This window comes from Symbiobacterium thermophilum IAM 14863 (genome assembly GCF_000009905.1).
In the GTDB taxonomy this organism is placed as follows: domain Bacteria; phylum Bacillota; class Sulfobacillia; order Symbiobacteriales; family Symbiobacteriaceae; genus Symbiobacterium; species Symbiobacterium thermophilum.
In genome coordinates this window covers 3,413,882-3,428,313 of sequence record NC_006177.1, presented here as the reverse complement: position 1 = coordinate 3,428,313, position 14,432 = coordinate 3,413,882, and the positions used below count along the sequence as shown (strand labels likewise).

General features: G+C 68.2%; 13 protein-coding genes and 1 tRNA gene. 9 read left to right on the top strand and 5 right to left on the bottom strand.

The window, feature by feature from the left end; translation table 11 throughout:
* The first annotated feature begins 1 nt into the window (after position 1).
* The 4 genes from STH_RS15980 (at position 2) to STH_RS17610 (ending at position 4,768) form a co-directional block, all read left to right on the top strand.
* The gene (locus tag STH_RS15980) at positions 2-1,117 is read left to right on the top strand and encodes a sensor histidine kinase (protein WP_011197326.1); all 1,116 of its coding nucleotides are present in this window, start codon (positions 2-4) and stop codon (positions 1,115-1,117) included.
* 145 nt (positions 1,118-1,262) lie between these two features.
* The gene (locus tag STH_RS15975; protein ID WP_011197325.1) at positions 1,263-2,039 is read left to right on the top strand and encodes an ABC transporter ATP-binding protein; all 777 of its coding nucleotides are present in this window, start codon (positions 1,263-1,265) and stop codon (positions 2,037-2,039) included.
* Positions 2,014-3,945 carry an FtsX-like permease family protein gene (locus tag STH_RS15970; protein ID WP_011197324.1) on the top strand — a complete coding sequence of 644 codons (1,932 nt, stop codon included), beginning with the start codon at positions 2,014-2,016 and terminating at the stop codon, positions 3,943-3,945. The genes STH_RS15975 and STH_RS15970 overlap by 26 nt, the downstream gene beginning before the upstream one ends.
* Positions 3,946-3,958: 13 nt before the next feature.
* The gene (locus STH_RS17610) at positions 3,959-4,768 is read left to right on the top strand and encodes a CPBP family intramembrane glutamic endopeptidase (protein WP_050742327.1); all 810 of its coding nucleotides are present in this window, start codon (positions 3,959-3,961) and stop codon (positions 4,766-4,768) included.
* A gap of 426 nt (positions 4,769-5,194) precedes the next feature.
* Here the strand turns inward: STH_RS17610 and STH_RS15960 are convergent, their stop codons facing one another.
* The 5 genes from STH_RS15960 to STH_RS15940 all read right to left on the bottom strand — a co-directional run bounded on the left by STH_RS15960 (position 5,195) and on the right by STH_RS15940 (position 10,644).
* Positions 5,195-6,961, bottom strand: coding sequence for an NADH-dependent [FeFe] hydrogenase, group A6 (locus STH_RS15960; protein WP_043714388.1), 1,767 nt, complete (start codon positions 6,959-6,961; stop codon positions 5,195-5,197).
* Positions 6,962-6,974: 13 nt separating this feature from the next.
* Positions 6,975-8,885: an NADH-quinone oxidoreductase subunit NuoF gene (locus tag STH_RS15955; RefSeq protein WP_083766158.1), complete on the bottom strand. Its 1,911-nt coding sequence runs from the start codon at positions 8,883-8,885 to the stop codon at positions 6,975-6,977.
* Positions 8,882-9,436: a complex I 24 kDa subunit family protein gene (locus tag STH_RS15950; protein ID WP_043714386.1), complete on the bottom strand. Its 555-nt coding sequence runs from the start codon at positions 9,434-9,436 to the stop codon at positions 8,882-8,884. The genes STH_RS15955 and STH_RS15950 overlap by 4 nt, the downstream gene beginning before the upstream one ends.
* A gap of 291 nt (positions 9,437-9,727) precedes the next feature.
* A complete protein-coding gene (locus STH_RS15945) occupies positions 9,728-10,153 on the bottom strand; it encodes a CBS domain-containing protein (RefSeq protein WP_011197319.1) in 426 nt (141 codons plus the stop codon).
* Positions 10,154-10,182: 29 nt separating this feature from the next.
* Positions 10,183-10,644 carry a chemotaxis protein CheX gene (locus tag STH_RS15940; RefSeq protein WP_011197318.1) on the bottom strand — a complete coding sequence of 154 codons (462 nt, stop codon included), beginning with the start codon at positions 10,642-10,644 and terminating at the stop codon, positions 10,183-10,185.
* Between the two features lie 140 nt (positions 10,645-10,784).
* On the opposite strand from STH_RS15940, the gene STH_RS15935 reads away from it, so the two are divergent.
* The 5 genes from STH_RS15935 (at position 10,785) to STH_RS15915 (ending at position 14,411) form a co-directional block, all read left to right on the top strand.
* Positions 10,785-11,555, top strand: coding sequence for an ABC transporter permease (locus STH_RS15935; protein WP_043714383.1), 771 nt, complete (start codon positions 10,785-10,787; stop codon positions 11,553-11,555).
* 2 nt (positions 11,556-11,557) lie between these two features.
* Entirely contained in the window at positions 11,558-12,367 is an 810-nt protein-coding gene (locus STH_RS15930) for an ABC transporter permease (RefSeq protein ID WP_043714381.1), read from the top strand.
* 109 nt (positions 12,368-12,476) lie between these two features.
* A complete protein-coding gene (mobB, locus tag STH_RS15925) occupies positions 12,477-12,998 on the top strand; it encodes a molybdopterin-guanine dinucleotide biosynthesis protein B (RefSeq protein ID WP_043714379.1) in 522 nt (173 codons plus the stop codon).
* A gap of 11 nt (positions 12,999-13,009) precedes the next feature.
* Positions 13,010-14,257: a molybdopterin molybdotransferase MoeA gene (glp, locus tag STH_RS15920; protein ID WP_011197314.1), complete on the top strand. Its 1,248-nt coding sequence runs from the start codon at positions 13,010-13,012 to the stop codon at positions 14,255-14,257.
* A gap of 78 nt (positions 14,258-14,335) precedes the next feature.
* Positions 14,336-14,411, top strand: a tRNA-Glu gene (locus STH_RS15915).
* Positions 14,412-14,432 lie beyond the last annotated feature (21 nt).

Here is a 14,432-nt window from a genome sequence, read left to right as displayed (position 1 = left end):
CGTGCGCTTCTGGCAGTTTCTGTGGGACCGGATCAACTACATCGCCGTCTACGTGGCCTTCGCTGCGCTGTCCCTCGTGGTGGTCCACCTGGACCTCATGCTCACCGGGGCGAGTCTGCAGGTGGTCAACCTCCTCTACATCTTCCTCCTGGGGCTGGTGGGGCTCGTCGTCTACCTCTGGTGGGAATACCAGCGGATAGTCCCCTTCTACCGCCACCTGGCCGGGCTGACGGGTCGGGAGCCCATCGCACAGCTGGCCCTACTGCCGGTGCCGCAGACGGCGGAGGGGGAGTTGCTGGCCGAGGCCTGGAGCCGCATGTACGGGCGGCTGAGCGGCGAGCTGGCGGCCGAGAGGGAGCGGGGGCAGCGGAACGTGAGCCTGGTCACCCAGTGGGCGCACCACATGAAGACCCCCGTCGCCGTCATCGACCTGCTGCTGCAGCGGGCCGACACGGAGGAGTGGCCGGAGGAGGCGCGGGCCCTGGCAGCCGGCGTGGCCGAGGAGAATCAGCGGCTGCAGCACTCGCTGCAGATGCTGCTCAACACCGTCCGGCTGCAGGACTTCGCACAGGACTTCCGCGCGGAGCGGCTCGACCTGCTGGCGCTGGTCCGGGAGGTCATCAATGACGAGAAGCGGGCCTTCATCGCGCGGCGGGTCTACCCTCAGGTGGTTGCGGAGGATGAGGGAGACCGGCCCTGGCTGGTGGAGAGCGACGCCAAGTGGCTGCGCCTTGTGCTGGAGCAGGTGGTGAGCAACGCCCTGAAGTACGCCTCCCGGCCCCCGGAGGCGGACGAGCAGGGGCGGGTGCTCTTCCGGCTGCGCCGGGAGGGTGGCGACGTGGTCCTGGAGATCGCCGACAACGGCGTCGGCATCCCGCCGGAGGACCTGGGGCGCGTCTTCGACCCCTTCTTCACGGGGCTGAACGGCCGGGCCTTTCCGCAGGCGACCGGGATGGGGCTGTACCTGGCCCGGGAGGTGTGCAGCCAACTGGGACACGGGATCAGCCTCGACTCGGCCCCGGGGGAGGGCACCACGGTACGGCTGCGCTTCGCAGCGCCGCAGACCCTCTTCGCGGGGCTGCGGGACAGCCTTACAGCCAACGTGACGGAACCGTAAGCTTCGTCCCGCGGCCTGCAAGCCAGATCGATGGGAACCGCCGGCCGGCGCCGCTACACTGGGAAGCGCAAGGCGCCGGCCTCGCCGTTCATCGCCTGCGGGGGCGGCGGCGCCGACGCACACCGTGCAGGGAGGTTGCGTTCCAGTGATCGTACTCGAAGCGAAGAATCTCACCAAGGTTTACGGGGGCAGGGGCAAGGTGGCCACCCGCGCCCTCAACAACCTCTCCCTCCAGGTGCAGAAGGGCGAGTTCCTGGGCATCATGGGACCTTCCGGCAGCGGCAAGACCACCCTTCTCAACCTGCTGGCGACCATCGACCGGCCGACGTCGGGAACCGTGGCGATCGAGGGCACCGACGTGAGCCAGCTCAGGGGCGAGCAGCTGGCCCTGTTCCGCCGCCGGCGGCTGGGCTTCGTCTTCCAGGATTACAACCTGCTGGACAGCCTGACCCTCGGAGAAAACATCGCCCTCCCGCTGGTGCTGGACCGGGTGCCGGTCCGGATCATCAAGGAGCGGCTCCGGATGCTGGCGGGTCAGCTGGGGATCGGCGACATCCTCCACAAGTACCCGTACGAGGTCTCGGGCGGCCAGCAGCAGCGGGCGGCCGCGGCCCGGGCGATCATCCACGAGCCGGCGGTCATCCTGGCCGACGAGCCGACCGGAAACCTGGATTCCCGGTCGGCCAAGGACCTGATGGAGACGCTGGTGATGCTCAACAACATGGCCGGGGTGACCATCGTGATGGTCACGCACGACGCCTTCGCCGCCAGCTACTGCCGGCGGATCCAGTTCATCCGCGATGGACAGATCTACACCGAAATCCGCCGGGGCGACAGCCGCGAGGCGTTCTTCCAGCAGATCCTGGACGTGCTGGCGCTGATGGGAGGTGGCCGGGATGAGCCTCTGGCAAATCGCGGCTAGGAACGTCTGGCGGAACCGGGGGAGGTACCTGGCCTACCTGGGCAGCGCCGCCTTCGCGGTCATGATCTACTTCATCTACACGGCCCTGGCCCTGCATCCGGACCTGCAGGCGGGGGACCCCGGTGTGCTCGTGGGCGTCAAGGACGGCATCAAAGCCGCCTCGCTGGTCATCGCCGGCATCACGTTTCAGTTCCTGATGACGTCGAATGCGGCGTTTACCCGGTCCCGCAAGAAGGAGTTCGGCCTCTGGAGCCTGATGGGCGTGACACGGGGGCAGCTGATCGCGGTCGTGCTCTGGGAGAGCTTTTTCATCGCAGCCGCTGCCCTGGCGATCGGCCTCGGTTTCGGCCTGGTCTTTCTGCGGCTGTTCTTCATGGCCATCAGCGTCCTCCTGGGGCGGTCCGAGGCGCTGCCGGTGTACGCGGGCCTTCCGGTCTGGCTGCACACGCTGTCCGTCTTCGGGGGCTTCTTCCTCTTCGTTTCGCTCTACTCGATGGTGGATATTCTGCGGAGCACCGTCATCGAGCTGATCCGGGCCGAACGCAAGCCGAAGGCCGAGCCCACCTTCCGGTGGTGGAAGGCCCTGCTGGGGCTGGTGCTGGTGGTCGGCGGGTACGCCTGGGCCAGCGTTCCCTGGCCCACCGCCATCATCCTCGGGGTGGTCCCGGTGACGGTGATGGTCTCGCTGGGGACGGTCTTCCTCATGCGGGAGGGCAGCGTCGCCCTGCTCAACTGGCTGCGGCGGCGGGAGGGGTTCTACTACCGCACGTCGCCCTTGCTCACCATCAGCCACCTGCGCTTCAAGTTGCAGGAGAACGCCCGGGTGCTGGCCAACACCGCCGTGGCCATCGCCGTGATCCTCACCGCGGTGTCCACCATCTACACGCTCCTGGTGGTCTTCGCGCACGAAGCGCAGATGCGCAACCCGCACGCGTTCCAGCTGGTCGAGCCGGCGCAAGCCGATTCGGCCGCCGGCGTGGTGGAAGCCGAGCTGCACCGGCACGGGGTGGCCGACTGGGCGCGGCATGAGCTGGTGACCGTGTGGGGGTACGTGCAGGAGGAGACCCCGGTCATCCTCGCTCCTTACTCCCTGTATGCGGGCGTGAGGCGCACGCCCGATGCGGTGCGGCCGCTGCCCGACGCCACGGGCGGCGCCCTGCTGATCTACCCGTACACGAACCTGGATCCCGAGGCGGAGGAGCGGGATCCCGTGCCGAAGCAGCTGACCGTGGGCGACCGGACCTATACGGTCTCCGTCCTCCCCGAATGGAACGGCCTGCCCGTCAACGCGTCCGGGGAGCTGCGGACCGTCCTGGTGGTGTCGGATGCCCAGCTGGAGCAGATCGTCGCCGAAGCTGCGGCGGACCGGCGGCTGCGGGTGACGATGTGGGATGTGGCCGCCTGGCGCACCCGGGAGGCGTCCGCCGCGGCCCAGGCGCTCAGCCTGCAGTTCCCGGACGACGCCGCGGCCGACAGGCATTTCACGTCCATTATCCCGGCGTACCAGGCCTCTGTCTCGGGCTGGGGTCTCACCCTGTTCGTCGGCGTGTTCGTCTCCCTCGTCTTCTTCGTCACCAGCTGCAGCGTGCTCTACTTCAGGCTCTTTACGGAGATCGACGAGGATCGCCGCTACTTCCGCCGGCTGCAGCACCTGGGCGTGAGCCAGGCCGAAATGCGCCGGGTCCTGCTGCAGCAGACGCAGATCATCTTCTTCGTCCCCTTCCTCGTCGGTCTCATGCACTGCACCTTCGCCATGAAGGCCCTGGGGACGCTGGCCCAGCGGCCGGTGCTGCACTACGGGTGGCTCATCGCCCTCGGCTACCTGGGGCTGTACGTGCTGTACTACGCGGTGACCTACGCGGTGTACTGGCGCACCCTGTCGGGCGGCAACGCCCGGATCGCGTGAGGGGGATCCGACGATGCTGACGCTGAGCGACAAAACGCAATCGATCCTCTACATCCTGTTGGTCATGGCCGGGTCGGCGGCCGTGGTCGCGCTCGGGTGGCACCAGCTCCTGATGTTCGTCCCCGCCCTGACCGCTCTGGTGATGATGCTGGTCATCGGCCGGGACGGGTACACCCGTGACGGATGGCGCCGGCTGGGCCTCGGCCGGGCCGGCGTCCGGCGGTGGCCAGCGGCCCTGCTGCTGCCGGCCGCCGCCCTGGGCGGGGGCTACCTGGCCGCCACCGCCGCCGGGGCTGCCGCCCCTGAACCTCTGCCGGGCGCTCCCGGCGCCGCGCGGGCCCTGAACTACCTCCTCCTGGTCGCCTTCTACACCTTCACGTTCTCCCTGGGCGAGGAGGTGGGCTGGCGGGGCTACCTGCTCCCCCGGCTCATGGCGTTCGGCCACCGGCGGGGACACCTGATCTGCGGCCTGGCGTGGGCGGCATTCCACTACCCGGTCATCTTCCTGTCCGACCTCTACCTGCCTGATGGCAACCGGCTGCTCGGCGCCGGGCTGTTCACCCTGATGGTGCTGCCCCTGAGCGTCGTCATCGGCGAACTGCGGCTGCGCACGGACAGCCTGTGGGTGGCCTCCCTGATGCACTCCGCCCACAACGCCTTCGACGAGGTCGTCGGCAGCCAGGTCCGCATGACGGCGCCGCTCGGGCCGTATCTGGCGGGTGAGACCGGGATCGTCACGCTCCTCATCTACCTGGCGGCGGCTTTGTGGCTCCTGCACCGGAGCGGCCGGCGCACCGGGCGGGCGGCCCGGTCCGCAGCATGAGAACAGGAGGCCCTCCCTGCGGTTTCCCGCGGGGAGGGCCTCCTCGCACGCCTGCCTGACGTGTTGCAAGTCTCCTGGGACGTGTGGTTGCGGTATGATGCCCGGGGGCTGTATGTCCGAGGGTTGTCTGGTGCATGTCTGCGCAGTGTTGGGTGCGGCGTCGTGCGGGCCGACTCGTCCAAGGATGGGCGGCGTCGTTTCCGGCGTTGGTACCTCATCTCGTGTAGGACCGTGCGGCGTAGGTCGCTGCGTTGGATGGGGTGTTGCATGGTAAGCCACGCGGCGTAGGTTCCATGTGTTGGCTGGGGCGTCTGGTGCAGGGAAGTACGGCGTCGAATCTGCGTCCAACGGGCTGTCTGGCGCCGGGATGTCCGTCACATGTCCGGCCGCGGGATGGGTCGGGCGTCAGGAAGGCAGCTGGCCTGGTTATCTGCCGGGCTGCCGGCGGCGAATGCCGGCCGGAACCCGTGCCTGGTAGTGGGTGTGCAGCAGGTGGTGTGCCCGCTCGCTGCCCGGCTTGCCCAGGTACTCGGCGTACACCTGCTGGATCGCCGGGTTCTCGTGGGAGCGGCGGATCGTCATGCGCTCGTCGATGGTGTAGAGCGAGGCGATCCGGGCGAGGCGGACCTCGTCGAGGGCGTCGGGGCCCTTCGCGGGGATCGGCTGGCCGCCGCCGCCGATGCAGCCGCCCGGGCAGCCCATGATCTCGATGAAGTGGTAGTTCTTCCGGCCCGCGGAGACCTCTTCCATCAGCCAGCCGGCGGCGCCGAGGCCATTGGCCACAGCGACGTTGAGGGTGACGCCGTCCAGGGTGACGGTAGCCTCACGCACCTGGAACGGAATGCCCCGCACCTCCTGGAACTCGATCTTCGGGGAGGGGCTGCCGGGCTCCAGCCAGGCGGCCGCGGTGCGCAGAGCCGCCTCCATGACGCCGCCCGTGGTGCCGAAGATGGTGCCGGCGCCGGTACCGATGCCGAGCGGGTTGTCGAACTCCTCGTCCGGCAGGGAGGGCAGGTCGATCCCCGCCTGGCGGAACATGCGGGCGAGCTCGCGGGTGGTCAGGACGTAGTCGACATCCTGGTACCCGGAGTCCCGCATCTCGGGTCGGTTGGCCTCGTACTTCTTGGCCGTGCAGGGCATGACCGACACCACGACCATGTCCGCAGGGTCGATGCCGGCCTTCTCGGCGTAGTAGGTCTTGGCCAGGGCGCCGAACATCTGCTGCGGCGACTTGCAGGTGGAGAGGTTCTCCAGCATGTTGGGGAAGAAGTGCTCGGCGAACTTGACCCAGCCCGGCGAGCAGGAGGTGATGAGGGGTAGCGGACCGCCCTTCTGGAGCCGCTGGATGAGCTCCGTCGCTTCCTCCATGATCGTCAGGTCGGCGGAGAACACGGTGTCGAACACCTGGTCGAAGCCCAGCCGACGCAGCCCCGCCACCATCTTGCCGGTGGAGACCGCGCCGGGCGGCAGGCCGAACGGCTCGCCGATCTGGACCCGGACGGCCGGGGCGGTCTGTACCACCACGTGCTTGGTGGGATCCAGCAGGGCCCGCCAGACGGCCTCGGTCTCGTCGTACTCGGTGAGCGCACCGGTGGGGCAGACCACGGTGCACTGGCCGCAGAGGGCGCAGGCCGCGTCGTTGAGCGACACGCCGAAGAACGGCGCGACCCGGGACTCGAAGCCGCGGCCGGTGACCGAGATGGCCGAGACGCCCTGCACCTCACGGCAGACGGCGACACAGCGCTGGCAGAGCACGCACTTGGAACTGTCCACGGCGATAGCGCCGGACTCCACGTCCCGATGCACCTGATGGTGGGCGCCCTTCAGCGGGACCGTGCGCACGCCCATTTCCTGGGCCAGTTGCATCAGCTCGCAGTTGCCCGCGCGCAGGCACGTCGGGCACTCGATGTTGTGGTCGGAGAGCAGCAGTTCCAGCACCAGCTTGCGGGCCTCGCGGACTGCGGGGGAGTTGGTGTGGACGACCATCCCCTCGGTGCAGGGGGTGGTGCAGGCGGTCTGGAGGCCGCGGGCCCCCTCGACCTCCACCAGGCACATGCGGCAGGCTCCGATCTTGTTGATGTCCTTCAGATAGCAGAGCGTGGGAATGTGGATACCGTTCTGGCGCGCCGCCTCCAGGACTGTGGTTCCGGGTTCGACCGAGACGGGGCGCCGGTCGATCGTCAGATGGATCACGCACCGCACCCCCTTACCATACAACGGCGTTGAACTTGCAGACGGTGGCGCACGTCCCGCACTTGATGCACGCCTCGGCGTCGATGTAGAACGTCTCCGGCTTGCGCACCTCGCCGTGGACGGCGTCCACCGGGCAGTTCCGGGCGCAGACGTTGCACGCCTTGCACCGCTCCTGGTCGATCCGGAAGTCCGTCAGGGCCTTGCAGCGCCCCGCCGGGCAGTGCTTGTCCCGCACGTGCGCCTCGTACTCCTCACGGAAGTAGCGCAGGGTGGACAGGACCGGGTTCGGCGCGGTCTGGCCGAGGCCGCACAGCGCCGTGGCCTTGATCCCGTTGGCCAGCCGCTCCAGCTCGTCCAGGTCCTCCATCGTGCCCTCGCCCTCGACGATGCGGTCCAGGATCTCCAGCATCCGCTTGGTGCCGATGCGGCAGGGCGGGCACTTCCCGCAGGACTCGTCCTGGGTGAACTGCAGGTAGAAGCGTGCCACGTCGACCATGCAGGACTGGTCGTCCATCACGATGAGCCCGCCGGACCCCATCATGGAGCCGACCTCGTTGAGCGGCTCGTAATCCATGGGGATATCCAGCAGGTGGGCGGGAATGCACCCGCCGGAGGGGCCGCCGGTCTGGGCCGCCTTGAACGGCCGCCCCTTCGGGATGCCGCCGGCCATGCCGTAGACGATCTCCCGGAGGGTGGTGCCGATGGGCACCTCAACCAGGCCGGTGTTCATCACGTTGCCGGCCACGGCAAACACCTTGGTGCCCGGCGACTTCTCCGTGCCCACGCTACGGAAGGCCTCAGCGCCGTGGAGGATGATGTACGGCACGTTGGCGTAGGTTTCGACGTTGTTGTTCAGCGTCGGCTTGCCCCACAGCCCCTTCTGCGCCGGGAAGGGAGGCCGGGGCCGGGGCAGGCCGCGCTGGCCTTCAATCGAGGCGATCAGAGCCGTCTCCTCGCCGCAGACGAAGGCGCCGGCGCCGAGACGGATGTCGATGTCGAAGCTGAAGCCCGTGCCGAGAATGTTCTCGCCCAGGAGGCCGAGCTCGCGGGCCTGCCGGATGGCGATCTCCAGCCGGTGCACCGCGACCGGGTACTCGGCGCGCACGTAGATGTAGCCGTGCTGTGCCCCGATGGCGTACCCGGCGATGGCCATGGCTTCCAGGATGGCGTGCGGGTCGCCCTCGATGATGGAGCGGTCCATGAACGCGCCGGGATCCCCCTCGTCGGCGTTGCAGAGGACGTACTTCACGTCGCCCTCCACCGCGGCCGCCAGTTCCCACTTGCGGCCCGTGGGGAAGCCGCCGCCGCCCCGGCCCCGCAGGCCCGAGCGCTTCACCTCTTCGATCACCTGGGCCGGGGTCATCTCCAGCAGGGCCTTGGCCAGGGCGAAGTAGCGGTCCGCAGCGATGGCCTCCTCGATGCACTCGGGGTTGATGAGGCCGCAGTGGCTGAGGGCCGTGCGGTGCTGCCCCTTGTAGAAGGGCTGGTCCATCATCTTGGCGATGCGGTGCTTCTCCCGCGGATTGGGCGCGTACAGCAGCGCCTCGACGGGCTGGCCGCCCAGCACGTGCTGCTGGATGATGACCGGTGCGTGCTGCGGCTGCACCTCGCAGTAGAAGGTCTGGCCGGGATACACCACCACCACCGGCCCCATCCGGCAGAAGCCGAAACACCCGACGGGCACGACCTTCACCCGGTCAGCCACGCCGTGGTCCTCCACCGCCTGCTGGAGGGCCGCGACGGTGTTCAGGGACTTGTTGGATTGGCAGCCCGTGCCCGCACAGACGAGGATGTGCACCTCGGGCGCTTCCGCCAGGTTCACGGCCTCGGCCTGGCGCAGGGCGATGGCGCCCGCACGCCGGGCCCGCACGGCCTCCAGGTCCGCCAGGGAAGTAATTCGCTGGGGCGTCTGAACGGCGGTCATTGCGCCTCACCTCCCACTGCGGCAACGGCTGCGCCGGCCTGCGGCTGTTCGGCGGCGGCCCGCTGGCGCAGCTCGGCCACCAACTTCAGAGCGTCGCTTTCGGTCAGCTTGCCGTGCACTTCACCCGCCACGGTCACCACCGGGGCGAGACCGCAGGCGCCCAGGCACCGGCAGACCTCGAGCGAGAAGAGCCCGTCGGGAGTGACCTGCCCGGGCTGAATGCCGAGCTCCCGTTCAAACAGCGAGAGGAGGCGGCCCGCGCCCTGCACGTAACAGGCCGTGCCCATGCAGACGTTGATGGGATACTTGCCCACGGGCGTCAGGGTGAAGTAGTTGTAGAACGTCACGACGCCGTAGACCTCGCTCGGAGGCACGTGCAGCGCGGCAGCGACGTGGCGCTGCACCTCCTCGGGCAGGAATCCGAAGATCTCCTGGGCCTTGTGGAGCACCGCGATCAGGTGGTCGGCGGAAGACCGGCCGTCCTGAATGAAGGCGTCCAGTTCGGCAAACCGTGGATCATCGGGCGTAATGCCCTTGCAAGCATGCGTCATACGCACACCACCTTTGCCAACGACAGGGATACGCTTGTTTGTGAAATCACGAACGCATCCTCACCTTGATGGTAATTCACTCTTCTGGGTGTGGCAAGAACATGGGAGGGTCATCTTTTGGCTATCCCATTTACAAAGTGTCATGACACAACGGGTCTGTGAAAAAAGGTGTCACAATAGTACCTGGGGCCTAGTCACCGTGCGCCGGGACTGTCTACGCGGGGGAACCGAAACAGAAACCGGCCCGCTCCCGCAACGCGGGGAGGGGCCGGTCCCGAAGCGCGTGAACCGCTATTCTCCAATCAGGTGGTCGACGACGGCCGAGCGCATCAGATAGCCCATAGGCCGGCCATCCGCCACCACCGGCAGCACCTTGCGGTGGTTGCGGACCATGAGCTCGGCGGCATCCTCCAGGGGAATGTCCGGTCCGATGGTGTCCAGCTCCCGGGTCACCACCTCTTTCACCGACTGCACGAGCAGTACCTGACGGCCTGCGCCGCGGATCCAGTGCGGCACGCTTTCGCCGCTTTCGCGGGTTGCCCGGTAGATCAGGCGGACCAGGTCGCCTTCCGTGACCAACCCGTACAGGGTGCCGTCCGACCGCACGACCGGCACGAACGGGAGCCGCTGCTTCCGCATCGCCTGGAGGGCGACGAAGATCGGGTCGTTGGGGGAAAGGGGTTCCACCTGGATCATGGCATCACGCACCAGGGTCATTCTGCTGCACACTCCTTCGCTCTGCGCGATCAGGTGATGTCGACCGCGACGTGCAGGTTGAAATGGCCGTGCTGGGTCGCCAGCGGCAGAACCACGCGTCGGATCCCCAGGGTCGAGATGCGGGACCGCGCGCCGATCATGATGGTGGGCGGGGAGATGTCGGCCGAGAAGCCGAGCTGCTCCAGTTCGATGCACGTACCGCCGGCGATCAGGTTCCCCAGCTCCGCCAAGGCGGAGAGCCCCATCTCCGTAAGTTCCGCCAGCGGTTCCCTCACCATGGCGGAGGCGATCTTCCGGGCGGTGGTCAGGTCAAAGCCCAGCAGCATCGTGCCCCGCACCTGGCCGACGAAGGAAAGGTAGACGGCAACCTCGTCGATCGCGTTCTCCGAGGGGTCCACGAAGAGTCCGGTGCGCTTGATTTCGGACTGCAACTCCTGGGACAGGCTGTGGCGAGCAGCAGTCAGAAAGGCGTTGATGACTTCCAGCTTCATCGCGCGAACCTCCGTCTCGGCATACATCAAACTTTCCACAGGGGAAACGAAGAGTCCTCCTGAGAGGGGCTCCCGGGGGCGGCAGCGAAACGATATGGCGTGCCATCAGGACCGTCATGGAGAAGGGGGCTTTGCGGCGCATGGGCGCGTTCGCGGCGTTCGTCGCGCAGGGGTTCCGCCAACAGGCGGCCTACAAGGTGGAGGGATGGCTGGGGATCGTCTCCGGCCTGATCTGGTTCGTGCTGTTCGCGGGGATCTGGACCGCGCTTCTGGGGAACGACCCCGTCGCCCTCGAACGGCAGATGCGGTACATCGTCGCCATCCGCATCCTGTCCGAGCTCGGCCACCTGCCGACCTGGGAGGTCGCCGAGAAGTTCCGCATGGGCGACGTGGCGCTGGAACTGATCAAACCGGTTCCGCTGCCGGTGCGGGTGATGGGCGACTTCCTTGGCCGTTCGCTGTTCCGCACCCTCCGGTCGCTGCCGGTGTACGTGGTCATCTGGCTGGCCTTCCGCCTCACGGTGCCCGACCCCGCCGCCCTGCTGCTCTTCGTGGTCAGCGGCCTGCTGGGTTGGGTGATCGAAGCGAGCTTCCTGCTGTCGCTGACGCTGATCGCACTGTGGACGATCCAGTTCAACGAGGCGGAGAACTTGTGGTTCCTGGCCAGCTCGCTCTTTTCCGGGGAGTTCATCCCGCTGTACTACCTGCCGGGATGGGCCGCAGCCCTGGCCACCTACCTGCCGTGGGCGGGCACGTACTTCGTCCCCTCGGCCATCCTGGCGGGGACACTTACGGGCCCTGCCCTGTGGCAGGCGCTGGCACTGCAGGCCGCGTGGGCTCTGGCGGGCTGCGGACTGCTGGCCGCGATGTGGCACGCGGGGCAGCGGAAGCTGACGGTGCAGGGGGGATAGCGGTGGGCGATCTCGGGCACAACCTGTCCTGTTACGTCCGCATGGCCATGGCCCAGGCCCGGTCGCAGATGCAGTACCGGGTGAACTTCTTCTCCCATCTCATCGGCATCGTGCTCACCTATGCCGGACAGTTCGCGGCGCTGTACTGGCTGACGCAGCGGTTCACCACCGTGGGCGGGTGGCGGTTTGAGGAGATCATCTTGCTTTACGCCCTGGCCATCCTGGCGTGGGGCTTCGCCGTGTCGCTCTTCTGGAGTTTCATCAGCTTCGAGGACCAGGTTCGCATGGGCAGCTTCGATCGCGCCCTGCTGCGGCCGATCAACCCCATGCTCACGGTGATCAGCACCCAGTCGCCCATCGCCGGGATGGGGCAGTTCGTGTTCTCCCTCGCGGCGTTCACCTTCGCGGTGAAGACCGCGGGCATCCGCCTTACCGCGCTGCAGCTGGGCTACCTGGTCCTCACCGCGGCCGGCGGGGCCATGATCCTCGGGGCGGCCATGATGACCGTGGCGACGATGGCCTTCTGGACGACCCGGACCTACACGTTCTACTGGAGCCTGGTCTACCCGGCGCGCCAGCTGATCAACTACCCGGTCTCCATCTACCACCGGGCGATTCAGTTCGTCCTGACGGTGCTGGTGCCGTTTGCTTTCATTAATTACTTCCCCGCCCACGTGCTGCTGGGCCGGGTGCAGGAGCTGCCGCTGCCGCTCCTGGCCTGGGCGACGCCGGCGGTGGGCGTGGCTGCCATCGGTTTGGCGTACGGCTTCTGGAAGTTCGGCACGCGGCGCTACACCAGCACCGGGAGCTGACCGGTGCCCCCATTTGGTGCTACGCTTCCACCGGCCCGCGCCCGATGGCCGGCTCCGCGGATTCCCGGTATGATGGTCCTTGACTCCGACGCGGGAGGCGAACCAGGCCATGACGGAACGGCCCCCAGTGCTCTCGATCGTGGGTTGTGGGAAGTGCGGCAAGACCACCCTGGTGGAACGGCTGGTGGCGGAGCTCACTCGCCGCGGCTGGTCGGTGGGCACGCTGAAGCACGACGTTCACGGTTTCCAGATGGACCATGAAGGCAAGGACACCTGGCGGCACCGGCAGGCCGGGGCGAAGGCGGTGTGCATCATCGGCCCCGGGCAGATCGGGCTCGTCCGTTCGGTGCCCGAAGGGGAGTTCTCCACCGCAGACGCCATCGCGCTGCTGGGCTCCGTGGACCTCGTGATCACCGAAGGGTTCAAGCGCGAGCGCTTCCCCAAGATCGAGATCTTCAGCAGCGCCCGGAACGAGGGGCACCTGCTGTGCGGGGAAGACCCGACGCTCATCGCCGTGGCCGGCGACCTCCCGGTCCAAACGGCCCTTCCCCGGTTTGACTGGAACGACATCGTCGCCATCGCGGACTTCGTGGAGATGCGGTTGCTCAGGGACGCACAGACGAGGAGCTAGGGGGGAGCGGCATGCTTCGGGTTGAGGAGGCCTGTGAGCTTCTGCTGCACCGCGCGCCGCCCCGGCGCGTGGAGCGGGTACCGTTGGAGGACGCGCTGGGGCTGGTCCTGGCCGAGGATGTGCACGCGCCCGAGCCGCTGCCCGCCTTCGCCCGATCGGGCATGGACGGGTACGCCGTCCGCTCCGCGGACACCCTGGGGGCAACCCGGGAGCAGCCCGTGGTCCTCCGGCCGGTCGGGGTGATTCCTGCCGGGCATCCCCGGGAGGCGGAACTGGCGCCGGGCACGGCGGTGGCCATCATGACCGGCGGCGCGGTGCCGCCGGGCGCCGACGCGGTGATCCGGCTGGAGGAGGTGCGGGTGACCCCGGAGGGCGTGCTGGTGTTCCGCCCCGTCCCGCCGATGGAGAACGTCGCGCCCGTGGGCGAGGACGTGCGGGAGGGCGAGCTGATCCTCGAGGCCGGTCATCTGATCCGCCCCCAGGAGATCAACCTGCTTGCGGCCCTCGGCATCCTGGAGGTCCCGGTTTTCGCCCGGCCCCGGGTGGGGATCCTGAGCACCGGGGACGAGTTGGTGCCGGCGCACCAGACGCCGGGACCGGGGCAGATCCGCAACTCCAACAGCCCCGGCGTGGCCGCGCTGGTGCGGGCCGCAGGGGGCGTCCCCATCGTGCTGGGGGTCGCCCGCGATGTGACCGAGGTCATCGCCGGCATGCTGCGGGAGGCGGCGGGGTGCGACCTGATTCTCACCACGGGCGGCGTTTCCGTGGGCCGGTTTGACGTGGTGCGGGAGGCGCTGACGATCCTGGGTGCCGAACAGCTCTTCTGGCGGGTCAGCATCAAGCCCGGCACGCCGGTGTGTGCGAGCGTGTTGGAAGGCCGCCTCGTCATCGGGCTGTCGGGCAACCCTGCGGCGGCGATTACGGACTTCGACCTGCTGGTGCGCCCGTTGCTGGACCACCTGCTGGGCCGGCGCCGCCTGGGCCTCAGGGCCGCGGAGGGGGTGCTGGACCAGCCGGTGCTGAAAACGGCGGGCGTCACCCGGTACCTCCGGGCGCGGGCGTACAATGGTCCGGACGGCGAGATCCGGCTTGACACCAGCATGGCCCAGCGGGCGGGCGTGCTCAGCTCGATGAGCCATGCCAACGCCTACGCGGTGGTTCCGGCCCACGCGGGCCCGCTCCCGGCCGGTGCGCGGGTGCGCGCCCTTCTGCTGGACGACGCGGACGTCTTCGTGCCGCCCCCGAGGGGCGACGTGTGATCCGGAAGCCGCTGGAATCGGTTGACTACTTGACGCCGTGCCGCAATCTTTGATAAGCTAAGTGAGCCTCAGGATGACGACCCCATCGTCTAGAGGCCTAGGACACCACCCTTTCACGGTGGCGGCACGGGTTCGAATCCCGTTGGGGTCGCCAATGGCAAAGCACCCGGCGCTG